The 25,037-nt window shown below is 58.4% G+C and carries 20 protein-coding genes; 10 read left to right on the top strand and 10 right to left on the bottom strand.

Annotated elements, in window-relative coordinates; genetic code table 11:
• Positions 1-131 precede the first annotated feature (131 nt).
• Complete coding sequence (locus JOD69_RS03100) at positions 132-737, bottom strand: TetR/AcrR family transcriptional regulator (RefSeq protein WP_086135292.1); 606 nt, start codon at positions 735-737, stop codon at positions 132-134.
• A gap of 295 nt (positions 738-1,032) precedes the next feature.
• Here JOD69_RS03100 and JOD69_RS03095 point away from each other — a divergent pair, with 295 nt between their 5' ends.
• From JOD69_RS03095 to icd, 3 genes are all read left to right on the top strand, one after another.
• On the top strand, positions 1,033-1,362 hold the full coding sequence (locus JOD69_RS03095; RefSeq protein WP_086135293.1) for a DUF2782 domain-containing protein: 330 nt from the start codon (positions 1,033-1,035) through the stop codon (positions 1,360-1,362).
• Between the two features lie 164 nt (positions 1,363-1,526).
• Entirely contained in the window at positions 1,527-3,104 is a 1,578-nt protein-coding gene (gene gshA / locus JOD69_RS03090; RefSeq protein WP_086135294.1) for a glutamate--cysteine ligase, read from the top strand.
• A gap of 399 nt (positions 3,105-3,503) precedes the next feature.
• Positions 3,504-4,748 carry an isocitrate dehydrogenase (NADP(+)) gene (gene icd / locus JOD69_RS03085; protein ID WP_086135295.1) on the top strand — a complete coding sequence of 415 codons (1,245 nt, stop codon included), beginning with the start codon at positions 3,504-3,506 and terminating at the stop codon, positions 4,746-4,748.
• Positions 4,749-4,833: 85 nt separating this feature from the next.
• On the opposite strand, the gene JOD69_RS03080 is transcribed toward icd, so the two are convergent.
• Positions 4,834-5,190, bottom strand: coding sequence for a hypothetical protein (locus JOD69_RS03080; RefSeq protein WP_139841149.1), 357 nt, complete (start codon positions 5,188-5,190; stop codon positions 4,834-4,836).
• Positions 5,191-5,430: 240 nt separating this feature from the next.
• Positions 5,431-9,144: an FAD-dependent oxidoreductase gene (locus tag JOD69_RS03075; RefSeq protein ID WP_086135296.1), complete on the bottom strand. Its 3,714-nt coding sequence runs from the start codon at positions 9,142-9,144 to the stop codon at positions 5,431-5,433.
• A gap of 247 nt (positions 9,145-9,391) precedes the next feature.
• On the opposite strand from JOD69_RS03075, the gene JOD69_RS03070 reads away from it, so the two are divergent.
• Together JOD69_RS03070 and gloB are read left to right on the top strand one after the other, a co-directional pair.
• A complete protein-coding gene (locus JOD69_RS03070; RefSeq protein WP_077731200.1) occupies positions 9,392-10,990 on the top strand; it encodes a DNA mismatch repair protein MutS in 1,599 nt (532 codons plus the stop codon).
• 9 nt (positions 10,991-10,999) lie between these two features.
• Entirely contained in the window at positions 11,000-11,764 is a 765-nt protein-coding gene (gloB, locus tag JOD69_RS03065) for a hydroxyacylglutathione hydrolase (RefSeq protein ID WP_086135297.1), read from the top strand.
• 116 nt (positions 11,765-11,880) lie between these two features.
• Here the strand turns inward: gloB and JOD69_RS03060 are convergent, their stop codons facing one another.
• The gene (locus JOD69_RS03060) at positions 11,881-12,303 is read right to left on the bottom strand and encodes a hypothetical protein (protein WP_077731202.1); all 423 of its coding nucleotides are present in this window, start codon (positions 12,301-12,303) and stop codon (positions 11,881-11,883) included.
• Between the two features lie 78 nt (positions 12,304-12,381).
• The gene (locus JOD69_RS03055) at positions 12,382-12,840 is read right to left on the bottom strand and encodes a DUF302 domain-containing protein (RefSeq protein ID WP_077731203.1); all 459 of its coding nucleotides are present in this window, start codon (positions 12,838-12,840) and stop codon (positions 12,382-12,384) included.
• A gap of 45 nt (positions 12,841-12,885) precedes the next feature.
• Between JOD69_RS03055 and mobA the strand changes: the two genes are divergently transcribed.
• Together mobA and JOD69_RS03040 are read left to right on the top strand one after the other, a co-directional pair.
• A complete protein-coding gene (gene mobA / locus JOD69_RS25185; RefSeq protein WP_086135298.1) occupies positions 12,886-14,367 on the top strand; it encodes a molybdenum cofactor guanylyltransferase MobA in 1,482 nt (493 codons plus the stop codon).
• An 86-nt stretch (positions 14,368-14,453) separates the two neighbouring features.
• Positions 14,454-15,197 carry a flagellar brake protein gene (locus JOD69_RS03040; protein ID WP_086135299.1) on the top strand — a complete coding sequence of 248 codons (744 nt, stop codon included), beginning with the start codon at positions 14,454-14,456 and terminating at the stop codon, positions 15,195-15,197.
• A 13-nt stretch (positions 15,198-15,210) separates the two neighbouring features.
• Here the strand turns inward: JOD69_RS03040 and JOD69_RS03035 are convergent, their stop codons facing one another.
• The 5 genes from JOD69_RS03035 to JOD69_RS03015 all read right to left on the bottom strand — a co-directional run bounded on the left by JOD69_RS03035 (position 15,211) and on the right by JOD69_RS03015 (position 21,267).
• Entirely contained in the window at positions 15,211-16,830 is a 1,620-nt protein-coding gene (locus JOD69_RS03035; protein WP_086135300.1) for a DNA polymerase Y family protein, read from the bottom strand.
• Positions 16,831-17,384: 554 nt separating this feature from the next.
• The gene (imuA, locus tag JOD69_RS03030) at positions 17,385-18,032 is read right to left on the bottom strand and encodes a translesion DNA synthesis-associated protein ImuA (protein ID WP_086135301.1); all 648 of its coding nucleotides are present in this window, start codon (positions 18,030-18,032) and stop codon (positions 17,385-17,387) included.
• A complete protein-coding gene (lexA, locus tag JOD69_RS03025; protein WP_086135302.1) occupies positions 18,032-18,643 on the bottom strand; it encodes a transcriptional repressor LexA in 612 nt (203 codons plus the stop codon). The genes imuA and lexA overlap by 1 nt, the downstream gene beginning before the upstream one ends.
• 87 nt (positions 18,644-18,730) lie before the next feature.
• The gene (locus JOD69_RS03020; RefSeq protein WP_086135303.1) at positions 18,731-20,107 is read right to left on the bottom strand and encodes a cytochrome B6; all 1,377 of its coding nucleotides are present in this window, start codon (positions 20,105-20,107) and stop codon (positions 18,731-18,733) included.
• Positions 20,108-20,484: 377 nt separating this feature from the next.
• Entirely contained in the window at positions 20,485-21,267 is a 783-nt protein-coding gene (locus tag JOD69_RS03015) for an enoyl-ACP reductase (RefSeq protein WP_077731210.1), read from the bottom strand.
• 245 nt (positions 21,268-21,512) lie between these two features.
• Here JOD69_RS03015 and JOD69_RS03010 point away from each other — a divergent pair, with 245 nt between their 5' ends.
• Genes JOD69_RS03010 through JOD69_RS03000 form a run of 3 tightly spaced genes read left to right on the top strand, consistent with a single transcriptional unit; the run spans position 21,513 to position 24,977 of the window.
• Complete coding sequence (locus JOD69_RS03010) at positions 21,513-23,753, top strand: ABC transporter substrate-binding protein (RefSeq protein WP_086135304.1); 2,241 nt, start codon at positions 21,513-21,515, stop codon at positions 23,751-23,753.
• On the top strand, positions 23,750-24,727 hold the full coding sequence (locus JOD69_RS03005) for an ABC transporter permease (RefSeq protein ID WP_086135305.1): 978 nt from the start codon (positions 23,750-23,752) through the stop codon (positions 24,725-24,727). Before JOD69_RS03010 ends, JOD69_RS03005 begins: the two co-directional genes overlap by 4 nt.
• 16 nt (positions 24,728-24,743) lie before the next feature.
• Positions 24,744-24,977 carry a hypothetical protein gene (locus tag JOD69_RS03000; protein ID WP_205781136.1) on the top strand — a complete coding sequence of 78 codons (234 nt, stop codon included), beginning with the start codon at positions 24,744-24,746 and terminating at the stop codon, positions 24,975-24,977.
• The last annotated feature ends 60 nt before the right edge of the window (positions 24,978-25,037 follow it).

The following is a 25,037-nucleotide window of genomic DNA, read 5'->3' as shown; positions in this document are numbered from 1 at the left end:
GGCGCTAGAGACTATTCGGAAAAGTAAACCAGTTTACCGGCAAAAAGCCTTCGCCGCATGGGGCGAGGACAAAACGAATTAGTCTTGCGATCGGGGGGTGCCTTGCCGATCAGCGTTCTAGAGTCCGTGAACTAATTTTGCCGCATCCAGCCGGATAAAAAGTTTCGGATCAGCGAAGTCGTCAGTTTCTCGGCATCGGGAAGACCGGCGATGTCCAGCTTATCGGTAAGCGCCAAGGTGCAGACGCCGTGCACGCCTCCCCAAAGCGCTCGAGCGGCCAGTGCGACTTCCGTCGGATTTCGGGCCGGACCGAGTCGGGCGAGACATTTTTCGACCCGATCGAACAAGGCGAGGACATGGTTGCGGTACCAGCCGGGCGAGGCGGTTGCCGTGGGCGATCCGCGTCCGAAAATCAGGTCCCAGCGTCCCCGGTGTGACGCGGCGAAGCGGAGATAAATGCGGCCCAGTTCCACCAGTACAGCTTCGGTATCGTTTTTCTCAGCCGTAGCTTGGTCGAGTTCGAGGGCTAATTCGGCCAAAGTCCGGGCGTTCACCCGGAAAATCAAGTCGTCCAGGTTCTCGAAAATCAAATAGAGGCTGCCTGCGGTATAGCCGATTTCGTTCGCGATCTTGCGCGTGCTGAGACCTGCCGCGCCTTCCCGCTCGACGATGGCTTCCGCTGCTTTTAAAGCCATTTCGCGAATTTCGTCGCGGCTATGATCGCTTCGTCTGGCCATGGCGAATATCCTTGCTCGATTCCGGGAATTTAGCCAAACCGCGTCGGTCCCTTAGATGAGGACAGCTGATTGACTCCATCCCAGCCTAACTCGGTGCGGATGGAACGGTATGCAGAGTTGACGATTATCATCGCGAACATGTGATGTGCCAGGTAGTTTCTTGAGCCATGGGATTAACCGAGCTCTCGATCGTTCGATTATCGGCAGGACGTCTGGCCATGTAATCGGATTTCTCGATCCGATATGTACTATCATTGGCAAATCTCAAAACCCAGTCCTTTCAGCAGGATTCATCATGCTACGGATTATTTCGCTTTGTCTTTTGGTTGTCGCAGCCTCCGCCCAAGCGCAGGGTGAACTCGCTCCGGTGCCCGAGCCGCCGGATATTCCGCCGCAGGTCGAGAGCGGTGAGCCCTTGGAGCCGGATGTCACGATTATCCGGCGGGGCAAGGACACTATCGAAGAATACCGGATCAATAATCGGCTTTACATGGTAAAGATCAAGCCAGCGATCGGTCCGGCCTATTATCTGCTCGACACCGACGGCGACGGTAATATGGACGTACGGCGCAGCGATTTGGAGGATGACTTGCGGATTCCGCAATGGGTGCTGTTCAGTTGGTGAGGCTCCTTTAAACCGAGATAGCGGTTTACTGTACAGGCCGATCGCGCTTCTCTGATAGAATGAAAATGGATTCGGGTGTTTTGTAGTCCGTCGAATCCGGATTTCCATTCCGCGATTTCACGAGTCATCCCGCCTTTAAGAACAACACCAAGGATTATTCGCGCTTGAGCCAAAGCATAGACTCCCGGCTTAACCAGCTTATTCATACCGGCCAACAACATCTGCTGAGGAACGGCCTCAAAGGGCTGGAGAAGGAAAGCCTTCGGCTTGCGGCCGACGGCGTCATCGCGCATACGCCGCATCCGATGGGAGTAGGATCGGCGCTGACTCATCCTTATGTCACCACGGATTATTCCGAGGCGCTGATCGAGCTGATTACGCCGCCCTGTGCCGACCCGGCGGAAGCGCTGCGGTTTCTTAAAGACCTGCATACCTTCATATACCGCAATCTGGGAGACGAGATCTTACTCGCGACTTCCATGCCCTGCGGCGTGACCGGTGACGAAAGCATCCCCATTGCCGAATACGGAACCTCCAATATCGGTCGGATGAAACACATTTACCGGCGCGGACTCGCCTATCGCTACGGGCGGATGATGCAGGCCATTGCCGGCGTTCATTTCAATTATTCGGTCAACGAAGCGTTATGGCCGGTCCTGTGCGAGTTGGAAGGCGGGGCGGACTCCTTGTCCAGCTTTATCGCAGGCAACTATTTCGGCATGGTGCGCAACGTTCATCGCTACGGGTGGTTAACAATCTATTTGTTCGGCGCCTCTCCGGCATTCGCCAAGTCGTTTTTCAACGGACGAGAGCATCTTGCGTCCAGATTTTCGGAGTTCGACGCCCGAACGCTTTTTCGCCCCTATGCGACTTCGCTGCGCATGAGCGATATCGGGTACAAGAACGACAGCCAGGCCGGGCTCGATATCTCTTTTAATAATCTCGACGACTACGTGGCGACTCTCGGCAAGGCCATAGCGACGCCTTATCCGCTTTACGAGAAGATCGGCGTGAAGGTGAATGGAGATTACCGTCAGCTGAACGGCAACATTCTCCAGATCGAAAACGAGTATTACAGCGTCATCCGTCCCAAACAAATCGCCGAGTCCGGTGAAAAGCCTACGCTTGCCCTAAAGCGGCGCGGAGTGCGTTATTTGGAGCTTAGATCGCTGGACTTGGAGTGCTTCAGTCCTGCCGGGGCAAACCTGGATCAGCTGCGCTTTCTGGAAATCTTTCTGCTTTTTTGCCTTTTGGAACAAAGTCCCCCACTCGATTCCGCGGAGAAGAGAGAAGTCAGCCAGAACGGCATGGCGGTCGCGTGTTGCGGCCGTACGCCCGGGTTCAAGCTTCGGCGCAAAGGCCGAGAGGTTTTGTTGAAGGACTGGGCGGCGGAAATACTTGAGGCCATGCGCGGCATCGCAGAAATTCTCGATGCGGAAGACGTGTCTAAACCCTACACGCGAAGCCTGGAGGAACAGGCCGCCAAGTTTTTCGATCCCGAACTGACGCCTTCCGCCCGCATGCTGGCCGAAATGAGGGCGAGTGGAGAATCGTTCGAGGAATATGCGCTGCGGATATCGAAGGAGCATGCGAGGGTGTTCCGTGATCGCTTCCTATCCGCCGAGCGAGCCGAATTCTTTCGCCGGCTGACCGACGAATCGCTCGAGGAACAGCAGCAAATGGAAGCTGGCGACAAACTCTCTTTCGACGAATTTTTACACCACTATTTTGCCCAAGCATAATAGGCCCGAGATCGGAGCCTATTCCGCCTGAGAAGCTGTCTTCAAACTGCTGCGCGCCGTCATGCCGGCGTTGTTCAAGGGTTCAAGATGCTGATGAAAAACATCTCTGTTTTTCACCCTACCGGGCGCGCTATCGTGCGTCCCATTTCTCTCCCGGAGAAATGGTCATGTACTCCTCGGTACACTCCGGTTTTGACTCGCCCGATCCTTGCGGTTCGCCCTGCGGGCCAGGCTAACGGCTGTTCCCTCCACGGGCCTGCTGGCGGCTTCGGGTCGCCCTTTCGCGCCTTTCCTTGACGTCGCTCGTGACGTTTGAAGACTGCTTCTAAGGGCTAGATCGTCGCGGATTTCTGCGTCGGTCAGTATCTCAGTTCTCTACGCTATTTCATGGAGGTCGCCATGGATTACCAGCACATTCGGCTTCCTGCCGGCGGCGAAAAAATCAGCGTTCGGGACGGCAAGCTTCGTGTTCCTGACGAGCCCGTCGTCGGCTACGTCGAAGGCGACGGCATCGGCCCGGATATTACGCGCGCATCCCTCCGCGTTTGGAACGCAGCGGTCGCCAAAGCATACGGCGGGGCGCGCAAAATCCATTGGTGCGAGCTCTTTCTCGGAGAAAAAGCCGCTGCACTCTACGGCAACGCTTTTCCCGACGAAGCGGTGCACGCGCTAAAGGACTTGGTCGTATCCATCAAAGGTCCTTTGACGACCCCTGTGGGTGGGGGAATGCGGTCCATCAACGTGTCCCTTCGACAAACCCTTGATCTTTACGCATGCGTTCGCCCGGTACGCCATTTTCCGGGAGTGCCGTCGCCCCTGCGTCATCCCGAAGCGGTGGATGTGGTCATCTTTCGGGAAAACACCGAGGATGTTTACGCAGGCGTCGAATATCCGGCGGGATCGCCCGAAGCCTTTAAACTCGAGCGTTTTCTGAAACAAGAGCTCAAGGCAGATTTCCATGAGGGCAGTGCTCTCGGGGTGAAACCGGTGAGCGAATTCGGAAGCAAGCGGCTGATCCGCAAAGCCATCCGCTATGCGCTCGATCACGGGCGGAAGAGCGTTGCCTTGATGCACAAAGGCAATATCATGAAATTCACCGAGGGCGCGTTCCGGAACTGGGGTTACGAACTCGCTCGTACGGAGTTCGCCGGTCAGACCATCACCGAAGAGGAATTGAACAGATTCCATGGCGGCAAACAGCCGGATGGCAAGATCGTCATCAAGGACCGCATCGCCGATATCATGTTCCAGCAGATGCTGCTTCGTCCCGAAGAGTTTGACGTCATCGCTACGCTCAACTTGAACGGCGATTATCTTTCGGATGCGGTCGCGGCGGAAGTAGGAGGTGTTGGTATTGCGCCGGGAGGCAACATCGGCGATTTCATCGCCGTATTCGAAGCAACCCATGGTTCCGCGCCCAAATACGCCGGCCAGGACAAAGCTAATCCCGGCTCACTGCTCTTCAGCGGGGTAATGTTGCTTGAATACCTGGGATGGCACGAAGCCGCGAAAACGGTAGAAAACGCTTATAGTGCCGTTGTCGGCCAGAAGATCGTCACTTACGACTTTGCACGGCAGATGGAAGGCGCACGCGAGGTGAAAACCAGCGAGTTCGCCGAAGCCTTAGTAGGGGCGATGGGTTGAGTGCCGGGCACAAAAAAAAGCAGGGCGGTTGCCGCCCTGCTTTTATACTTCCAGCCTGTCTCAAGACAGACAGGTTGCAGGCATCTTATTTGATGCCGGCGTTGACCTTTTCCATGGCGGCGGCGGCTTCGCTCAAGAGCGGTGCGGCTTCGGACGTGTTTCCGGCTGCGCAAAGGTCTTGGGCTTGCCGAACCTTCTTCATGGCGTCCTGCAAGGGCTTGCCAGCCGCGTCGCCGGTGATTTCCTTATAGTTCTGCTTGGTCTGCTTGATGGCAGACAGGCAGCCGTCCTTGTCGCCAGCGGTTGCAGCGGCCTGGGCTTCCTTGGTGGTCTGGACGGTCTTGACCATGAATTCCTTTACGCCAGCGGCGTTTTCGGCGGCAATGGCGCTACCCATCGTGCCGGTCAACAACAAAGCGCCCAGAACTAAGGTTTTGTTCATTTTCATTCTCTTGCGTTCTCCTCTGGCTATTCCTGGAATAACCAAACAAATGTCACGATTGCTTATTGAGTGCTGATGCATACGCCGCCATTGCCATACCGCGTTTCGCGGAAGCTTCCAGGTCGCGAGCTCCTGCGATGGCGTCGATCGAGGAAAGGCGTAAAGCCGTCCATGCAGTCAACGGGCGTCAATGGTAAAAGACTTTCCGGATATTGTCATGCTTTCGTCTTTGGAAATTTTTCAGCCTACCCGTCGATCGCCGTTTTTCGAAAGTAGATAGTCCAGCCACATCGTCGACAGTTTCTCCTGTACCGAGTTCTGGCGCAGGCGTGCGTACAAGTTGGGAAAATCGACCCGGTCCAGGTCTTGATCCTGGTTGTAGCAGGAGTACACGAAATACTCCTTGCCGCTGTCCGGTTCCACATGCTTGCACAGACACTGCGCGCAGACGCCCTTCATCATGCACTGCATCGGCGAGTTGATCGAGCCAATGGCGGAGTGATGAGCCTTGAGATACGGCTGGAGGACGCCGTAACGGGCTGCTTTGACCGCCGCCATCATGCGGTCGGAGCCGATGACGATCATGTGGTCGACGTCGTCCATGTGGATCGGAGTCGGACCCAGTTCGCCCTTCGCGTAAGCCAGCATCGCTTCGACGATGTTGCCGACGAAGGTTTTGTCCTGGGGGCGCAGCGGCGGTATGGGCTCTGCTCCTGGGAGATTATCGACCGACCAGACCACCACATCCGAGGCCGCTTCGATTTCCCGAATCTTGAACACGTCTTCGCGCTTCCGATAGCCGGCGAAATAGATGACATGGCTGCCCGCCGCGCGCAGCGCTTTGCCGATGGAGAACAGCACCGCATTGCCCAGGCCGCCGCCGGCGAGGAGGACCGTTTGCCCGGCGTGAATTTCAGTGGGGGCGCCGGTGACCCCCATCACCACGATGGGGTCGCCGGGCTTCCACATCGCGCAGAGCTTGGACGACGAACCCATTTCCAGAGCGATCAGGGATATGAGGCCTTGTTCCTTGTCGACCCAGGCGCCGGTCAATGCCAGGCCTTCGGCGACCAGCACCGTATCGTCCACGACGGGTGCGAGCGCTTCGAAGTTTTGAACGCGGTAGAACTGGCCCGGGCAGAAGTGCTTCGCGGCCAGCGGAGCCCTTACGATGACTTCGACGATGTTCGGGGTGACCCGATTGATTTCTACGATACGCGCCAGCAGCATGTCGTCGAGCCTGTGCTGGAACTCTCGCAGATTCGCAAGGCGCTGGGGCTGCTGGGCTCGATCGAGCGCGGCGAGCTCCTTTTCGTACAGTTTGACGATGTAAGGATATCCGTCCTTGGCGCTGGCCATGGCTTTCACCACGTTGCCGGCATAGACCGGGTGGTTGTCGCCGTAGAACGTGATGAACTTGCCGTGGCGGCGGTACGAGGTGAACGGCGCAGGCTTGCCGATCTTGGGAACGGCGGTGTCTTTGACCGGTTCCAGCTCCGGAATTTCGCTCAGCCAATTGGGTTCGTAGCGCTGATAGAACTTCTGGTCCATCTCGAAGGAATCCGGATGCTCGGATTCGTAGATGGTATTGGGCGAGGTTCCCGCGGCGACGAACAGGCTGCGCAACGGGACTTCGAGGTTGCCGGCCTTTTGCCAGCGGCCATCCTGTTCCTCCAGTTTTTCGAAGCGCACGGCGCGGAGATGTCCGTATTTGTCCTCCAGGGCCTCGAGCGGGTTCATGCCCTCGGCCAGCAGAATGCCTTCGTCCATGGCTTCCTTGATTTCCTCGTGATTCTGCCGGTAAGCGGGTGAATCCTTCATGCCCTTGCGGTAGAACAGCGTGACGCCTCCCCAGGCATTCAGCAAGGGGAGGAAATCGGGCTTTTCCCCGGCGGCTTGTGCCCTTTGGCGTTCTGCCTGCACGGCCTTGGCATGACCCAAAAACTCGTCGAGGATCAGCAATTCTTCCTCGTCGTAGCGGGCGCGTACGGTTTCCTCGCCGAAGGCGGCGCACAGCTTTTCGTAGCGTTGCATGATCTTTTCGACCTGCACCGGATAGTAGGCCAAAAGCTCGGTGGCGGTGTCGATGGCGGTCAAGCCGCCGCCGATCACGCCGGCCGGGAGGCGCACTTGCAGATTGGCCAGCGACGACTCCTTGGCGGCCCCGGTCAATTGCAGCGCCATCAAGAAGTCCGACGCCTTGCGGATGCCGCGAATCAAATTGTTCTTGATGTCGATGAGCGTGGGTTTGCCGGCGCCCGAAGCGATGGCAATGTGGTCGAAACCGAGATCCCAGGCTTCGTTGATCGTGAGAGTGCCGCCGAAGCGCACGCCGCCGTAGCAGCGGAAGCTGTGACGCCGCAACAGGGTCAGATAAATGACTTTCAGGAAGTTCTTGTCCCAGCGCACCGTGATGCCGTATTCGGCCACGCCGCCGAAGCCCAGCATGATGCGTTTGTCCAAATCCTCGTACAACTCTCGGAAATCATGGATGGGGCGGGGCGGATGGGTCTCGTCTCCGACGATGTCTTTGGGCAGCGGTTCGATCTTGAGGCCGTCGATACCGACCACGCCGAAGCCTTCGTTGGTCAAATAATGAGCCAGCGTGTAGCCGGCGGGTCCCATGCCGGCCACCAGCACGTTCTTGCCGTTGTAGGGAAGGGCGTACGGCCGCTTGACGTTGAGCGGATTCCAGCGGGTCAGGAGGCTGTAAATCTCGAAGCCCCACGGCATGAACAAAACGTCGGTGAGGACGTTGGTCTCGATCTGCGGAATATTGACCGGCTCGGTTTTCTGATAGATGCAGCCCTTCATGCAGTCGTTGCAGATGCGGTGGCCGGTGCCGGGGCAGAGCGGGTTGTCGATGGTGATCAACGCCAGCGCGCCGATGTTGTCGCCTTGACGCTTGACGACGTGCATCTCGGAAATCTTTTCCTCCAGCGGGCAGCCGGTAATGGTCACGCCGAGCGGATTGGTCTTGTACGTGCCGTCCTTCTTGTTGCGCATGCCCTTGGAGCACGAGTCGGTATCCCGGTCGTGGCAATAAATGCAGTGGTCGACTTCGTACAACACGCGCCGTTCGGGAAAACGTGGATCGGTAAGGCCGAATCCTTCGCGCCTCCTGTGGTGTTCCTCGGGGGCCGCCCATACGCTGTAGCCGTCCGCCGAGCGCGTCTCGTGATGAACCAGATGATTGAAATCGGTCTTGGCCGGGAACTTGAAGCTGGCCCACCCTTGGACTTGGGCTTTGAGCTCGGGAATTTGCGTAGCTGCATAGGTCCAGCGTTGGACCAGATCCAGCAGCGCCTTCACCAGGTCTTCGTCGCTCTTGCCCAGCAGACCGGCAAAGCGCGCCTCGGTATCCGGATCGGTGGCAAGAGTACGGCGCAATTCGGCGATTTCCCTTCCGCTCACCGACGCATCTTGATGCCAGCGGTGCAAGCGTGCGCCTAAGACGGCAACCGCTTTTTCCCGGTCCGATTCGATCAACACGGGTTCGGCGATTCGGAGCAAGGACTCGAAGTCCGCCTGGATACCGGCGATATTCCAGCTTTCCAGCGCCTGATTCTTGAACAGTCCCGCGACCTTCCCGACGATCTCGTTGCGGTACAGGAAGATGCTGTCGAACTCGTCGCGGATCGCCTGTATTTGCGTGTCCCGTTCGGACGATACGCCGAACAGCCGCGCCACGAAAGTACCGACATAGGGCGCCATTTTGACCAGGACATCCGAAATCTTTTCGGGCGGCATGCCTTCGCCTTGGCATGCGCGATAACGCTCGAATTCGGCGAATAGGGCCGGATCGTGGTTGCGGACCGTTGCGTCGAAGACGTCTGACAAGTCCTTGAGCCGTTCCGGTTCGTACAAATCAGCATAGTTAAAGCCGGATATGCCTAGGGTCAAAACGGATGCGGCGCTTAGGCCCGTATCGGAGCGAACGGAGTGATCGGTCATGATTGTCGAGATCGCGTGGGTTGATGAAACTTCTTTTTCGTCAGCGTTGCCAGAAGACGGACGGATTTTCGTGAAAAATGTGTGAAATTTTATGCTGAATCGATGGTCGAGTCGATCATGGGCACTGTTCGAGACATTACAGGGTCATTAAGAAACATAGGTATCGCCCCCGTTTCCTTCCAGGTTGAAGCGGGCGCCGCTAAGGTGTAGGTTAGGCGCCGAACTATCATTGCCAGGTCCTCGCTCCATGAATTCCCTATACCAGACTCTTCTGCAATCCGATTCCAAGGAACCGCCGGTCGTTCGTTCCGCCGCGCCGGGCGCAACCGGAGAGGGTGTCATCGATGTTTCGACGTTTCAGGCCATCGAAGTCGATAAGCTGTTCGACAGCATCAATCACGCCGCCACGATCACCGGTCAGGCAACCCTTTATCGCTCGCTGGTCCAGCCGCTGGCGTCGGCGGACCTTATCCGGGCCAAGCAGGACGCGGTTCGGGAAATCGAATCCGACAAGGCGCTTCGAGACTCGTTGGAAACCCTGATCAAACAGGCGAAGTCGCTGGAAGATGACTTTTACGGTTTATTATTCGGCACGTTCATGGGGCTCATGAGTTCGCCCGCGCACAAGCTGGAAATCGAGGGCTACGGTTATGAGACCTATAAAAAAGGCACTCGGTTCATGCTCAATCTGGTGGAGGCGGCAAACCGGTTTCCGAAGCCGAACAGCGAGTACCTGGGCCTATTGATCGACGACTTGCGGCGCTTTGCCCATTCGCGCGCCTATGCCCTGATGAAGGGGCCGGTGTACCGGACCGAGAAAGATGTCCGCTCCAAGGCGGAGAAACCCTGGTATACCCCGGCGATCCGCTTTCGGCCGTCACTGTTCAAGCCGGTGGGGCTCGCGGTCGCGGCCATCCTCCTGGTGCTGACTTTGGAATTCGTGCCGTTGCTGCTCGATCTGGCGGTTTCGATCGCGCCGGTATTTTGGCTGTTCCTGCTTCCCATCAGCTTCGTTTACATCCCCATCGTCGGCGGTTTCGATCGCGATGGCTGCATCTATCCGCTCCGCGACATCTTCAAACGGTCCGAGGACGTGCAAAACACGCTGGATTCGCTGGGCAAGCTGGACGAGCTCTTGAGCTTCGTCCGCCTCAAGGAATCCTTCCACCACTCCGTGGTCTTGCCCAAGATCGTCGAGGCCGAGCGCCATTCGCTGGTGCTCAAAGGCGTGCGGAATCCGGTGCTGAGCAAGGACAATCCCGACTACGTGCCCAACGACATCAGCCTGAAAAACACGCGGCTGACCTTCATCACCGGACCGAACAGCGGCGGCAAGACGGCGTTCTGTAAAACCCTGGCGCAGAGCCAGTTGCTCGCGCAAATCGGATGCTATGTGCCGGCTCAGGAAGCGGAACTGACCGTCGCGGACCGCATCTTTTACCAGGTCCCCGAAATCAGCCACCTCGCCGACGGTGAAGGGCGCTTCGGCACCGAACTCAAGCGGACCAAGGACATTTTCCTCGCAACGACGCCGAAAAGCCTGGTGATCATGGACGAACTCTCGGAAGGCACGACCCACGAGGAAAAGATCGAGATTTCCATGAATATCCTGGACGGGTTCTATCAGAAAGGCAGCAACACCATTTTGATCACCCACAACCACGAACTGGTCGATGCTTATCAGCAGAAAGAAATCGGATTGGCGAGGCAGGTCGAGTTCAAGAACGAGCAGCCGACTTACCGGGTGGTCGAAGGCATTTCGAGGGTCAGCCACGCGGATCGGGTGGCTCGCAAGATCGGTTTTTCGAAAGAGGATATCGCCCGGTATTTATCCGGTGGCAGATAAGGACGCATCATGCTGGAAATCCTTCAAATCCCCGTACTCAAGGACAACTACGTTTACCTGATCCACGACAGCCAAACCGGCGAGACGGCGGCGGTCGATCCCGCCGAGGCCGATCCGGTTTTGGAGGCGCTCGCCGCTTACGGATGGACGCTGACTCATGTCCTGAACACCCATCATCACGGCGATCACGTGGGCGGCAACCTTGAGCTCAAGCGGCGGACGGGCTGTCGGATAGTGGGTTCGGAGCGGGACCTCAAGCGCATTCCAGGTATCGATATAGCCGTGGGCGAGACGACGGTTTTGAAAGTTGGAAGCTCCGAGGCTCGCGTGCTCGATGTTCCGGGACACACGCGTGCGCACATCGCGTTCTGGTTCGCCGGGGCCGATGCGCTATTTTGCGGTGATACGCTGTTCGCCCTGGGATGCGGACGGTTGTTCGAAGGCACGCCGGAAGAAATGTGGCGCTCGCTCTCGAAGCTGCGCGCCTTGCCTCCCGAGACCAGGGTTTACTGCGCCCACGAATACACCCAGGCGAACGGCCGATTCGCCTTGACGGTAGAGCCCGGTAATGTGGCGCTTCAGCAACGGATGGCGCAAGTCGATGATCTGCGGCGGCAGAACAAGCCTACGGTTCCTTCGACGTTGAAAGAGGAATTGGCGACCAATCCGTTCCTCCGCCCCGAAAGCGAGGAAATCCGGAGCAACTTGGGAATGATGAACGCCGACCCCTTGGAGGTGTTTGCGGAAACGCGCCGGCGGAAGGATATGTTTTAAGAGTCCTTGTCGGCAAAGGATTGCCGACCTACGACTTGGTAGGGTGGGTTAGCCCTGAGCGTAGCGTTAGCGAAGCCGAAGGGCGTAACCCACCGAAACGGAGTTTGTTGTCCCCCTTATTTCTTCACGTCCTTATCCGCACCCGCCGGAAAGCAAGCTTCCTGAGCGTATTTCTTCGCTTCCTTGTACTTCTCGCGCAGTTTCGCGGATTCCGGCGGATCGCGGAATTCCGCGCCGCGCTCGCCGGCCATGCTGAATCCGTAGGTGAAAGTCTGCGCCTGGACGAATTCATCGTGGCTCATCCGGCTCGCGATCTTGTCGACGCTGCACGTGCAGTGATAGAGATTGTTGTAATTCTGGCCGCCATGCTCCTGCATGCATTGCAGGACATATTCGACCCTGGCCAGCGTGGGAAAATCGTTGGTTTCCTTTGCTTCTGTTTCGGGGGAGGGCGGAGCGGACGTGCAGCCGGCTGCCAGGATCAGAACGGCGGCCGTTGCGGGCCACCGGATATTCAAGGGAAAAGCGGGTATTTTCATGCTCAATCGTTCTCGTAAGCCTGTCTCAAAATCGCTACATGATAGTGCAGCGAAAGCGGAAGGCGCAATTTGTGAAATTCAGTTTTCGACCGCAAAGTCCACGATTTGTTTGAGCTTTTCGTTCATTTGCCGAGCGAATTCGTTCATTTTCGGGTTAGGCGAACGGGTCGGCAGCAAATGCGTGGTCACGATAACTTTGCCGTTCTCGGAACGGACGGCCACATTGCAGGGCATGTAGATGACGGATTCCGGCGAAATTTCCAGCATCTCGCGGGCCAGCGTGAGATTGCAGAACTGAATGGTGTCGTAATCGGGGAAGCTGATGTTCTCGCGCTCCCGGATCACGCTGCCGATCTTGTTGTGGCCGGTGATGCGGAAATTCCGCTCGGTGATCGCGAGCTCCAACTCGGACAGAACGTCCTGATAAGGTTTGGTAGTCTCGGCTTGATAGTAGAGCGGTTCGGGATTCTTTGGAGCGGAGCACCCTGGCAGGATAATCAGCAGCAGTGCGACAATCGAACCAAGAAATAAGCGCATACACTAAATAGAAACATATCGAAACTCGATTTTTAGCTTATCACCATGATTTTAGAGAGGGCAAAAATAACCGGCGTGATTCTGGCCGGCGGACGCGCACGACGGATGGGCGGCGAAGACAAAGGGCTGATTCGCTTCAAAGGCAGACCACTGGCGAGCTACGCTCTGGAAGCCCTGGATTCGGTCGCCGCGCACATTCTGATCAACGCCAACCGGAATCGGGACGCATACGCGCGTTTCGGTTATCCCGTGATATCCGATCAGACCGACACTTTCGACGGGCCTCTGGCCGGGCTGCTCAGCGCCATGCGTGCCGCGGAAACGCCCTATGTCCTAACCGTGCCATGCGATTCGCCGCTGGTGACGGGGCGTCTTCTGGAAAGACTGTGCCGGGTGATGCAGGAGACCGGAGCCGAGCTTTGCGCCGCCCACGACGGCGAGCGTTTGCACCCGGTTTTCCTGCTGGCTGAACGCCGCCTGGCGGACAGCCTGGAACGTTATCTGGCCGGCGGTCAGCGGAAGATCGACCTCTGGCTCGAGCAGCACAGGCTGGCCTTGGTCGATTTCAGCGATCATCCCGAGCTGTTCGCCAACGTCAACACGCCGGGGGAGTTGGCGGCGCTGGAGGGCATGGAAACGGCGGATGCAACGGCAGCGGCTCCGATCGATCTTCAGGCCAATCCTTACGATATCCGAATGACGAATGCGGGACGCGCCTCCTGCTATGCCGCCACCGCGCTCGACGAGTACGGTGAACGCCGCGAATTGGAACTGGTGGGCGAACGCGCTCTGACCGTCTATGTGGACAAGTACGAAATCGTCACCTTGATGACGATCGGAACCCATCCGGAACTTTTGACGCTCGGTTATCTCCGCAACCAGGGATTCATCGAGAACATCGCCGACATCCGGTCGGTGCAGGTCGATTGGGAGACCGAGGCGGTCGCGGTGACTACCCGGCTCACCGAACACGCCTTTCTCGAAAGGCTGGGCAGCCGTACCGTCACCACGGGGTGCGGTCAGGGCACGGTGTTCGGCCGGTTGATGGACCAGCTCCGCGAAATTCGCGTACCCAAGGTGACCGTCCGCCAATCGGAGATCTACGGCGTTTTCAATGCACTCAGGGATTACAACGAGGTATACAAGCGGGCCGGGGCGGTGCATGGCTGCGCGCTGTGCAAAGACGGCAAGATCGAAATCTTCGTCGAAGATGTCGGACGCCATAATGCCGTGGATGCGATCGCCGGCTACATGTGGCTCACCGGCATGGAAGGCGGGGACAAGATTTTCTATACCACCGGACGCCTCACCTCGGAAATGGTGATCAAGGTCACGCAAATGGGGATCCCGGTGCTGCTGTCGCGTTCGGGGGCCACCCACATGGGATTCGAGCTGGCGCGGCAGGCGGGCGTGACCATGCTCGCCCGCGCGAAGGGACGGCACTTCCTGGTTCTCAATGGCGGCGAAAATATCGTTTTCGACGTGCCTTTGCCGAAGCGGCCTTCGCCCGAAACGACGGATGATTAACAACCGCAGGCAATTCCGATCACGTTTTTCGGTGCGTTGCCCTGCTAAGCTTTAATGTCAAGTGATCCTTAGTTCTATTGCGACCTATGCCAGCCGATACCAGTGAAAGTCAAGGCGGATACGTTCTGAAAAGCCGGGGCGAAATCATCGAAAAGCTCAAGCTCATGCAGACGAAGAAGTGTCTTTTAAGCACTCTGCCGGACGGTAGTGGCCTGAGTTTCGTGACCACGGTCGTGCAGGTGATGGCGGAAAAAGGATTGGTGGTCATGGATTTGAGCGAGAACGCCAGCGTCAATCGGCAGTTGCTGGCGGCGCAGCAAGTCGCATTTCGCGGACAAGTCGACGGCATCCAGTGCCGCTTCGCCCTGACCAAACTTACCGAGGCGACCTTGAACGGGCAAACCGTGCTTGCGGCCCCGATTCCGGATTCCTTGTACTGGCGGCAGCAGCGGACGTTCTACCGGGTGGCGATTCCGGTAGCCATGCCGGCCAAATGCGTGGTCAGGCTCGACGACATGCCCGCAGAGTTCGGTATTGCCGACATCAGTCTTTCTGGGTTAGCCCTGATCGACAAAGCCAATCGGCTCGGCGACTTGTTCTCCGTCGGGCATATTCTCGAAGAATGCAGGCTGATCCTGCCCGGCCATGGCGAAATGATGCTGGGTCTCGAAGTGCGCAATAAAGTCGCGATGACCTGGGCTAACCCTCCGGTCGGTCAGCGGGTGGGGTGTATTTTCCGCGGCGCCAGCCGAAATTTCGAAATCAGCCTTCAGAAATTCATTTACGAAATCGAACTGCAGAAAAAGCGGCAGGAAAGCGTATCGCGCTGAGGGCGACCAAGTCCTAAGCAAAGAAACCATGGAGGTACCACCCGCCGTTCCCATCGAGTTCCCGGTATATCCAGGCGCGGACGCCTTCCGGGCTCACCGCCACGCGGTAATCCCGCCGGATCGAAGCGCCGTCCCACCAGCCGCTCTCGATGCGCTCCCGCTCCGGCAGCAATCGGTAACGGGTCGGATCGCACGGTCGAGGCTTGGGCAGCAGCCACAACGGCCGGCGTTCCTTGCCGATGGCGAAGCCGATGGGCGATTCGTTCCGCGTCCAATCGCAAACGGCGTCTCCGGGAGCACCGAAGCCGCCCTTCCAATCGCAAACGGCGTCTCCAGGAGCACCGAAGCCGCCCTTCCAATCGCAAACGGCGTCTTCGGGGGCGCCGGAGACCCCCTTCCAGGCGAGCTCAGGGCGGTGATCGGCCGGAGTGTCCAGAAAGCGCAAGGCATCGCGTCCCAGGCGCTGCTGCAATTGTTCCAGCAAGGTCTCCCAGTCCAAAACGCCCGGAGTTTTGGCAGCGAATAGATCCGCCTCGTGCGCCCGATAGGGTTGTAGCGCGCCGCAACGCAGGCGAAGGGCGGTAACGGCGTCAGGCAGGGGCGTTCGCTCCAGACGCTCGCTCAGCAGCATCGAAATTCTCTCCGGATCGCGGCTGGCGTAGCGAAGCTTCAGTTCCAGGCGCGTGGCTGGCCGGCGGAAGTGGAAAAGCTCCAGTTCCAGCCGGTCCGTGGCGGCGTCGTGCTGGCGCAAAAAGGCAGCCAAATTTTCCAGCAGAACCGCGCACACGGGGCGCAGGTGAGCCAGGTTCTCGGTTTCCGCGGCGAGTTCCCGATAAGCTTGAAAGACAGGCGGCGTTCGGAAGAGCCCGGGCATTTCCTTTTCCCGCCCTGCGGCTCGGTCGAGTTGGCGTAGCACGGCAAGACCGTAACGCCGAGCTAGGCCGTCCCGCGGCAAACGCCAGAGATCGCGCAGGGTGTGGAGACCGGCCTTGGCGAGCCGGTTCGCCGTATTCCGTTCCAGGGGCAAGCGGGCGATGGCCAGATCGCCGAGCCCGGAGCGGAGTGCCGCCGGGTTCTCCACCGTCCGCTCCAGCCCGGAGGAGGCGATGAGCCAGGCCGGAAAAGGTGCCGGTGCCGCCGCGAGAATGTTGCAATGGCCCAGGTTTTCGAGCTTGGCACGCAGCCGCTGCGTCAAGGCATTCAAGCCGCCGAACAGGGTCAGGCTGCCGCGGATTTCAAGGACCAGGGCGGCCGGATAATCGAGGCTCACCCAAGGCGTGAAGCCGAGCCCGGCTTCCGCCAGCTTTTCCAGCGCTTCGCGTTCCATCCGTTCGTCGCGGCGATGCAGTTGCAGACCGGCGCATAAGGCCAGGGCCGCGTTCGTAGGTAAGCCGGGATGGATGCCGAAAGCCCCGGCGGCAGGGGTGGCGGCAGAAATAAGGGAACGCCCGCCGCTGTCCACCCATACGGCGGCGGGATAGTCGTCTTCGAGCTTGAAGACCTCCAGCGGCAAACGCGGCAGATAACAGCACAGCCAAAGTGCCGCCGGCGCCGGCTGCGAAGTAGCGGAGACTTGCGTGGCCGACAATGTGAGCTGGGCTGCCGGAACTGTCGGAAAAGCCTGCAAAGCCATGGGGTGTTCCAATGTTTAGGGCATTTTTATATCGGGTGTAGGGGCGAATGAATTCGCCCCTACACCATAAATTCGAACTGAAAATGCTCTTGCCCAATTTGCTCCTTCTTTCCGGGCAGAGGTATCTACATAAGTCGATCAAAGAAGGAATCGTTGCGCGATAGCTTCGTTTGAGTTGTAGGCCGGAATAAGCAAAGCGTTTCATACGGCACACCGTGTGCCGTCCCCTGTGGGCGCTGCGCATGCCAATCCGCTCCCGGCCGCTTGGTCCGGCAAAACTCAGTGGGACATAACATTGTGCCGGGAACGGCTACCGCCCCTTCGACTTCGCTCAGGACAGGCTTATCCTGGCCTACATCCGGCTGCGTCGGGAAAGGATTCCCGACCTACGTGGCTGCTTCTGCATGCTGCCTATTAACCCGGCCTATAAATATAGGCCGGGTTAATCCGGGGCAGGGATGCCCCGGCGCGGCGACAAGCCGCGTGAGCCCAGGCCGGGCGTGTACCGGCCTGGGCGGCGGCCCGAAATACCAGGAGGGTATTTACGGGGCTGATTAATAATTGGGAAACATATCGTCCGCCCCGCCAATCAGTACGGCATTCACGACCGGCATGCCGCGCGTCTTGAGAATGTGAACCCAAAGCCCTTGCTCTCCCGCTTCGAGGCGAAGACGCAGGGCGGCCGGGGTGCCGGCGGGCAGATCGGACAAAAGCAGTACACCGAGGCAATGGCCTTCCGTCGCCGCCAGTTGCAAGCGGCGCAATACCGGAAAAGGAGACGGTTTGCGGGGCCAGGCCAGGACCATGCCGCAGGCGGTGCTGCGCAACAGTTTTTCCGCGCTCCACCAGATGTCCTTGTCGTTCGAGAGCTTGTCCAGCAGGAGCAGACGGCCCAAATCGATGCCGGCATCCGCCAGGGCCGGTGCATATGGCAGATAAGGCGGCGCGATCCAGGCCAGGCGTTTTCCCGATCCTTGCACGTGCCGCATGGCGGGAAGCAAGAGATGCAGTTCGCCGATGCCCCAGGCGGGAACGGAAACTTCCATCAATGCCGCAAAAGGCCAGCCTCCTTCCGGTAATGCGTGGTCCAATTCCTGAAAGCCGGTGGGAATCGCAGCATTCTCGGCAGGTTGAGGCCGGCGGCCGCGCCACAGAAGCGGCGTCGTGCGGAGCAGTTCATCAAGTCCATTTGGGCTGTTCATCACACCCACTCGCTGCGGATGACGCCGACTACCACGCCTTCGATGCACAACTCCTGGCGCTCTAGGTCGACCGCCAGGGTTTCGAAGTCGGGATTGGCCGGTTCCAGATAGGCCACGGAGCCTTCGAGCCGCAGCCGTTTTACCGTGACTTCGTCGCCGATGCGGGCGATCACGATTTGGCCGCTGCGGGTCTGGTCGGTGCGCTGCACCGCCAGAAGATCGCCTTCCAGAATGCCCGCATCGCGCATGCTGAGACCGCGCACGCGGAGCAGGTAATCCGCTTTGCCCTGGAACAATTCCGGGTCGAGGCGGCAATATTTCTCGATATGGGCTTCTGTCAGCACCGGCCGGCCGGCGGCGACTCTGCCGATGACGGGCAGGGCGTCGGCCGGAGCCTGGTATTCCAGCAGCCGGATACCCCGCGCCAGAGAGGGCATGAGCTCGATCAGACCTTTTCGGGCCAATGCCTGAAGATGGCCGCGCACGGCATTCGTGGATTTGAGACCCAGCGCATCGGCAATTTCCGCGATGGTCGGCGGTACGCCGCTCTGGCGCAGGGTTTGGCGGATATGGTCGAGTATTTCCTGTTGGCGCGGAGTCGTGTTCTTCATGGCTTATAAAAGCAGTGCTTTTATAAGCAGTATAGTTGGGCTTTCGAGAAATGCGCAAGCATCGATATGGAGGATGCGACGAATGCTTTACAGCGTTAGCAGAAACGCGAGCAGATCCTCTTTCTCGGACTTGGTGAGTTTCAGTCCGAGCACCAGGTTGAAGAATTCCACCGTGTCTTCCAGCGTCAGCAAGCGGCCGTCGTGCAGATAGGGCGGCGAGTCCTTGATGCCGCGCAGAGGCGGAGTCTTGACGGAGCCGTCCGTCGAAGTGGCTTGGCTGGTGGTGATTCCGGGTCGGTAAAACCGTTCCACCTTCAGGTCATGGGTCTGGTTGTCGGTATAGTGGGGCGGTGTGTGGCAAGTCGCGCACTGGGCTTTGCCGAAAAAAAGTTCCTGCCCTCGGAGCGCGGCCTCGTCGTTGTTTTTTTGCGGGTCCAGTTTGCCCGACGTATCGAGCCTGGGCGCCGGCGGAAAATCGATGAGTTTTTGAAACTCGGCCATGAGGCGCACTTCGTCGGCTCGTTCGACCATGTGGGCTTCTTTTCTTTTGGCGGCTTCAGCGTCTCCGTCGAAATAAGCCGTCTCCAGTTCGAATTCCGAGCGGTCCTCGATGCTTTTCAGTCGGCCCTGGGTGTCGAACAACTGCTGGACGTCGACGCCCCTGAGGCTCCGCGTGTCGATGCGACGGCCGGGTTCCCGCGGCCGGGTGCTCGATGCCGTCTGTATGGCCGCGCCGGTGTGGCCGTTGACATGGCAGTCGAAACAGGCGACTCCGGAAGAAGGATCTTCGGTACGGCGGTCATCGGTGGCGTTGAACTGCTGCTGGGGAAAAGGTGTGAGCAAGAGCCGCAGCCCTTCCAGCTGTTCCGCATTGATGATGCCGTCGAAAAGTTCGCGGTAGTTGGATAGCGTTATCAAGCGGCTTCGAGAGACATCGCCCAGGTCCGGCCGTGTCTTGAGAAAGAGCGGAGACGGGAGTTCCGGTTGGAAGCGATCCGGAATGTCGAAGCCCACGTCGAAACGGGTGAGATCCCGGCCTTCTTGCTCCTCGACGGCTTCTATGAAATTTTTGCTGAACACGATGCCGCCCTCGGCGGGATTGGGGTGGGGCAGAGGCATGAACCCCTTCGGAAACAAGTCTTGCTTTCGAATGTCCTCAGGGGACATTTCCACTAATTCTTCCCAGGTTATGACCTCCCGCAGTTTGACCCGCACGCCTTCCTGAATGGGTTTGCCATGGGTCATCGTCACTGTTTTGGAGGGGTTGTCGCTGAGATCGTAACGTTCGTCGAGAGCCTTCAAATGGCGCTCCATGGCATCCAGCTTTGCGGTCTTCATGCGCGCCATGAACTGCTGAAATTCCTCGGCGCTCCTCGCCGGAGCGGGACACATCGCGAGGCCGGTGAAGGTCAGGCCCAGGATTGCGAATCCACGCAGAACCGTTTCGAGTGCTTTTTCTGGCATCGTCCGTTCCTCCCTATCGGCACTTTGCTGAATGCAGCCTCGAAAGCCGCGATGGTTGAAGTCCGTAGACGAAATGTTTAATTAAATGGCAGTCATCTCGATAGCGATAGCCGTACGAATACGGACCCATTCAAAGTCGCTTTCGATGAGGAATTAATTTTTGTAGGGTGGGTTAGGCCGCGAGGCCGTAACCCGCCGAGCGACCTCGAATCGGTGGGTTACGCTCCGCTAACCCACCCTACATAATGGTCACTCGAATGCCCAATGGAATGAGTTCGATTCCAGGGCAAGCAGGGCGGTCGGAAACCCGCAAGAAGCCGCGGTGAAGGGGCGAGGGGCAAGCCGGGACGATCGTCCCGGCCCGCCGATGACGAAGATCAGATCCCGGAGAGGCCGACGATGTTGTAGCCGGCGTCCACGTACAGAATTTCCCCGGTGATGCCGGATGCGAGATCGGAGCATAGAAACGCGGCGGCGTTGCCCACTTCCTCGATGGTGACGTTCTTGCGCAAGGGAGCCGCTTGTTCGCCTTTGGCCAGCATCTCGCGGAAATTGGCGATGCCGGAGGCGGCGAGGGTACGGATGGCTCCGGCGGAGACGGCATTGACGCGGATCCCTTCGGGGCCGAGGGAAGCCGCCAGATAACGGACATTGGCTTCGAGGCTGGCTTTGGCGACGCCCATCACGTTGTAATTCGGAATGGCCCGTTCGGCACCGAGATAGCTCAGCGTCAGCAACGAACCCTTGCGTCCCGCCATCAGCTTGCGGCCGGCTTTCGCGAGCGCGGCGAAGCTGTAGGAACTGATGTCGTGGGCGATACGGAAATTTTCGCGGGTTACCGCGTCGAGATAAGAGCCTTCCAGGGCTTCGCGAGGGGCGAAGGCGACGGAATGGACGATGCAATCGAGCCCGTCCCAGCGTTTGCCCAATTCGTCGAAAAGCGCGTCGATCTGCTCATCGCTCGCCACTTCGCAGGGCAGGACGATTTTCGCGCCCAGTTCCGCCGCCAGTTTTTCGACGCGCTCCTTGAGCTTGTCGTTCTGATAAGTCAGCGCGATTTCCGCTCCCTCCCGCCGCATCGCCTCCGCGATGCCGTAGGCGATGGACCGATTGCTGGCGACACCGACGATAAGAGCACGCTTGTCTTGCATGAAACCCATGGTGAATCTCCGATTTCGTCTGGAAATGGCGCGAAAGTATCCGCTAGAGGCCGAATGCTGTCTAGCCTGCATTTCTCCCCCCCTTCAATCGCAAACGGTCGCTTAAGTAGGTCGGCAATCCTTTGCCGACACAGCGGATCTGTCGGCAAAGGATTGCCGACCTACGGACTGAGCGGTGTCAGTTCACCTGCAATGCGGCTAACGATGCGACTATCGCACCGTTCGCTCGCGTATAATGGCCGCCTATGGCGATCAGGCAAGAATCGGTACATCGTTTTTCCGGTCCGGCAAGTTCCGGCCGCGAGCTTTTTTTTGCACGTCGAAGCTTTATACATTTATTCCGGCCGGCCGCGGTTCTGCTGCTGACTTTCCTGCTTGCCGCCTGCGGCAGTCCTCTGAACAATCCTTATCCGGCCGGGGACAAGGGCAGGAACATTCTTTATACCTCGTTCACCGAGCGGCCCAAGCACCTGGACCCGGCGCGGGCCTACAGCTCGAATGAATACGAGATCATCGCCCAGATTTACGAGCCGCTGCTGCAGTATGCCTATCTGAAAAGGCCCTATCAGCTCGAGCCGCTGACGGCGGAGGCTCTGCCAATAGTGACTTACCTCGATAAGGATTTGCGTCCGCTCCCGGACAACGCGCCTGAGGAACGGATAGCGTACAGCGAATACGATATTCGCCTTCGTCCGAACATCCTGTTTCAGCCTCATCCGGCATTCGCCAAGAACGGCGATGGACACTATCGCTACCATGCCATGACCGAAGACGAATTATCGGAAATCAGGACCATCGCCGATTTTGCCGAAACCGGCGCCCGAGAGCTGACGGCCGAGGATTACGCTTATCAGATCAAGCGGCTGGTGCATCCCCAGCTGCATTCTCCGATCGCCGAGATGATGAAGAGTTATATCGTCGGTCTCAAGGAGACGGGCGAGCGGATGGCGAAGGATTTCGAAGCCCGGTCCGATAAATCCGAATTTTTCGATATTCGCGGCTATACCGTGGAGGGCGTCGACATCGCCGATGCGCACCGCTTGAAGATCCGGCTGCACGGCAAGTATCCGCAGTTCCGCTTCTGGCTGGCGATGCCGTTTTTTGCCCCCATGCCTTGGGAAGCGGATGCGTTTTATGCCCAGCGCGGCCTGATCGAAAAGAACATCACCCTCGACTGGTATCCGGTCGGCACCGGCGCCTATATGCTGGCGGAGAACAATCCGAACCGGCGCATGGTGTTGCTGAAAAACCCCAATTATCACGATGAGTTCTACCCGGCAGAGGGCGAGCCGGAGGATGCGGCGAAGGGTTACTTGAAGGATGCCGGGCAAAAGCTGCCGTTTATCGAGAAAGTCGTCTTCACTTTGGAAAAGGAAACGATTCCCTATTGGAACAAGTTCCTGCAGGGCTATTACGACGCCTCGGGGATCGCTTCGGACAATTTCGATCAGGCCGTCCAGTTCACCGGGCAGAACGATGCCGAACTGACGCCGGAGATGAAGGCCAAGGATATCCACTTGGAGACGGCGATCACGACGACCATATTCTATATGGGCTTCAACATGCTCGATGCCACGGTGGGCGGGCTGGACGAGGCCAAATCCAAGCTTCGCCAAGCCATCAACATCGCGGTCGATTACGAGGAATTCATCGATATTTTCATCAACGGACGCGGCGTTCCGGCCCAGGGGATTTTGCCTCCGGACATTTTCGGTCACGTCGAGGGCAAGGACGGGATCAACCCTTACGTGTACGACTGGGCGGACGGCGCGCCGCGCCGCAAGAACATTGACGCCGCGAAAAAGCTCCTGGCCGAGGCCGGCTACCCCAACGGTGTCGACGCCAAGACCGGCAGGCCCTTGGTGCTTTATCTCGATACCGTGGCGCGGGGCCCCGACGACAAATCGATTCTGAACTGGTACCGCAAGCAATTCGCCAAGCTCGGCATTCAGCTGGTGCTGCGCACCACCGATTACAACCAGTTCCAGCAGAAGATGCTGAACGGCAACGCACAGATTTTCATGTGGGGCTGGAATGCCGATTATCCCGACCCGGAAAACTTCTTTTTCCTGGTGTACGGCGAGAACGCCAAGGTGGGCAAGGGCGGAGAGAACGCGGCCAATTATAAGAACCCGGAATTCGATCGCTTGTTCGAGCGTATGCGCAACATGGACGACGGGGAGGAGCGTTTCCGTATCATCCAGGCCATGCAGGAAATCCTTAGGCACGATTCGCCCTGGTTATTCGGTTATCATCCCAAGGCTTTTTCGCTGCATCATGACTGGTTCCGCAACCTCAAACCCAATCTGATGGCCAACAACGGGCTCAAGTACCGGCGCATCGAAGCCGAGCAGCGGGAGCTCAAGCGGGCGGAGTGGAACCGGCCGATCTATTGGCCGCTGGCCGCGGGTTCGGGGCTGCTGGTCGCGGCGATCGTCCCGGCCTATTCGACCTATCGCCGCCGCATGAGGTCCACCGCGTTATGATCCGCTATATCATCCGCCGCGTGCTCTACGCTCTTCCGCTGCTTTTGGGCGTGAACATCCTGACCTTTCTGCTGTTCTTCGTGGTGAATACGCCGGACGACATGGCGCGTATGCATCTCGGGGAGAAGCATGTCACCCAGGAGGCGGTCGAAGGGTGGAAACACGAGCGCGGCTACGATTTGCCCCTGTTCTGGAACGATAAAGCGGAAGGCGCCGAGAAGGCGACCCGGACGATTTTTTATCAGAAGTCGGTGGGTCTGTTTATGTTTCGGTTCGGACGTTCCGACAGCGGACGCGAAATCGGCGCCGATATCCGTCAGCGCATGTGGCCGTCCCTCGCCATCGCGGTGCCTTCGCTCATCGTCGGGCTTTTGGTGCACATCAGCCTGGCGCTACTCCTGGTGTTTTTCCGGCTGACTTATCTGGAGTTCTGGGGCATTGCCTTGTGCGTCGCGCTGATGTCCGTTTCGTTCCTGTTCTATATCATCGGCGGGCAATATTTGCTGGGAAAACTGCTGCAGCTCACGCCGATCTCGGGTTACGACTCCGGAATCAACGCCATCCGTTTCCTGATCCTGCCCCTGGCCATCAGCGTGGTCGCCGGCATCGGTTCCGGCGTGCGCTGGTACCGGACCTTGTTTCTGGAAGAAGTGGAGAAGGATTATGTCCGCACCGCGCGCGCCAAGGGGCTGTCCGAGCCGCAGGTGCTGTTCGGACATGTGCTCAAAAATGCCATGATTCCCATTCTGACCGGGGTGGTCGTGGTGCTGCCCCTGCTGTTCACCGGCAGTCTGATCACCGAATCGTTCTTCGCCATTCCGGGGCTGGGCAGCTATACCATCGATGCCATCAGCCAGCAGGATTTCGCCATCGTGCGCGCCATGGTGTTTCTAGGCTCTGCGCTTTACGTCCTCGGTCTTCTGCTGACCGATCTTTCCTATACGCTGGTCGATCCAAGGGTGAGGCTGGGTTGAACAGGACTCGCAAGCGTTGAAAGAGGCGCTGCGCATTGCAACAGTATCAAATGTGGAAACGAGCATGAACAGAGAATACACGGCTATCACCAAGCAAATTGGTGAATGGTGGGTTGGGTGGATCGAAGAAATTCCGGGCGTGAATTGTCAAGAGAAAACTCATGAAGAGTTATTGAAAAGTCTCAGGATAACTCTGATCGAGGCGCTGCAATTCAATCACGAGGAGGCGAGTTCTCGTAGGGTGGGTTAGCGCAGCGTAACCCACCGAGAGACCTCGGATTGGTGGGTTACGCTGCGCTAACCCACCCTA

The sequence above is a fragment of the Methylocaldum sp. RMAD-M genome, from assembly GCF_017832375.1.
In the GTDB taxonomy this organism is placed as follows: Bacteria; Pseudomonadota; Gammaproteobacteria; order Methylococcales; family Methylococcaceae; genus Methylocaldum.
The sequence above is the reverse complement of the archived record's forward strand: the minus strand, read 5'-3'. Positions and strand labels throughout refer to the sequence as shown.

Excerpts from the sequence above, each read along its gene's own strand:
- JOD69_RS03080 (WP_139841149.1), bottom strand. The coding sequence starts at position 5,190 with ATGAACAAAACCTTAGTTCTGGGCGCTTTGTTGTTGACCGGCACGATG.
- gloB (WP_086135297.1), top strand. The coding sequence starts at position 11,000 with ATGCTGGAAATCCTTCAAATCCCCGTACTCAAGGACAACTACGTTTAC.
- JOD69_RS03010 (WP_086135304.1), top strand. The coding sequence starts at position 21,513 with ATGGCGATCAGGCAAGAATCGGTACATCGTTTTTCCGGTCCGGCAAGT.
- imuA (WP_086135301.1), bottom strand. The coding sequence starts at position 18,032 with ATGAACAGCCCAAATGGACTTGATGAACTGCTCCGCACGACGCCGCTT.
- JOD69_RS03060 (WP_077731202.1), bottom strand. The coding sequence starts at position 12,303 with ATGAAAATACCCGCTTTTCCCTTGAATATCCGGTGGCCCGCAACGGCC.
- JOD69_RS03005 (WP_086135305.1), top strand. The coding sequence starts at position 23,750 with ATGATCCGCTATATCATCCGCCGCGTGCTCTACGCTCTTCCGCTGCTT.
- JOD69_RS03020 (WP_086135303.1), bottom strand. The coding sequence starts at position 20,107 with ATGCCAGAAAAAGCACTCGAAACGGTTCTGCGTGGATTCGCAATCCTG.
- JOD69_RS03095 (WP_086135293.1), top strand. The coding sequence starts at position 1,033 with ATGCTACGGATTATTTCGCTTTGTCTTTTGGTTGTCGCAGCCTCCGCC.
- mobA (WP_086135298.1), top strand. The coding sequence starts at position 12,886 with ATGATTTTAGAGAGGGCAAAAATAACCGGCGTGATTCTGGCCGGCGGA.
- JOD69_RS03055 (WP_077731203.1), bottom strand. The coding sequence starts at position 12,840 with ATGCGCTTATTTCTTGGTTCGATTGTCGCACTGCTGCTGATTATCCTG.
- icd (WP_086135295.1), top strand. The coding sequence starts at position 3,504 with ATGGATTACCAGCACATTCGGCTTCCTGCCGGCGGCGAAAAAATCAGC.
- JOD69_RS03015 (WP_077731210.1), bottom strand. The coding sequence starts at position 21,267 with ATGGGTTTCATGCAAGACAAGCGTGCTCTTATCGTCGGTGTCGCCAGC.
- JOD69_RS03070 (WP_077731200.1), top strand. The coding sequence starts at position 9,392 with ATGAATTCCCTATACCAGACTCTTCTGCAATCCGATTCCAAGGAACCG.
- JOD69_RS03035 (WP_086135300.1), bottom strand. The coding sequence starts at position 16,830 with ATGGCTTTGCAGGCTTTTCCGACAGTTCCGGCAGCCCAGCTCACATTG.
- JOD69_RS03100 (WP_086135292.1), bottom strand. The coding sequence starts at position 737 with ATGGCCAGACGAAGCGATCATAGCCGCGACGAAATTCGCGAAATGGCT.
- JOD69_RS03040 (WP_086135299.1), top strand. The coding sequence starts at position 14,454 with ATGCCAGCCGATACCAGTGAAAGTCAAGGCGGATACGTTCTGAAAAGC.
- lexA (WP_086135302.1), bottom strand. The coding sequence starts at position 18,643 with ATGAAGAACACGACTCCGCGCCAACAGGAAATACTCGACCATATCCGC.
- JOD69_RS03075 (WP_086135296.1), bottom strand. The coding sequence starts at position 9,144 with ATGACCGATCACTCCGTTCGCTCCGATACGGGCCTAAGCGCCGCATCC.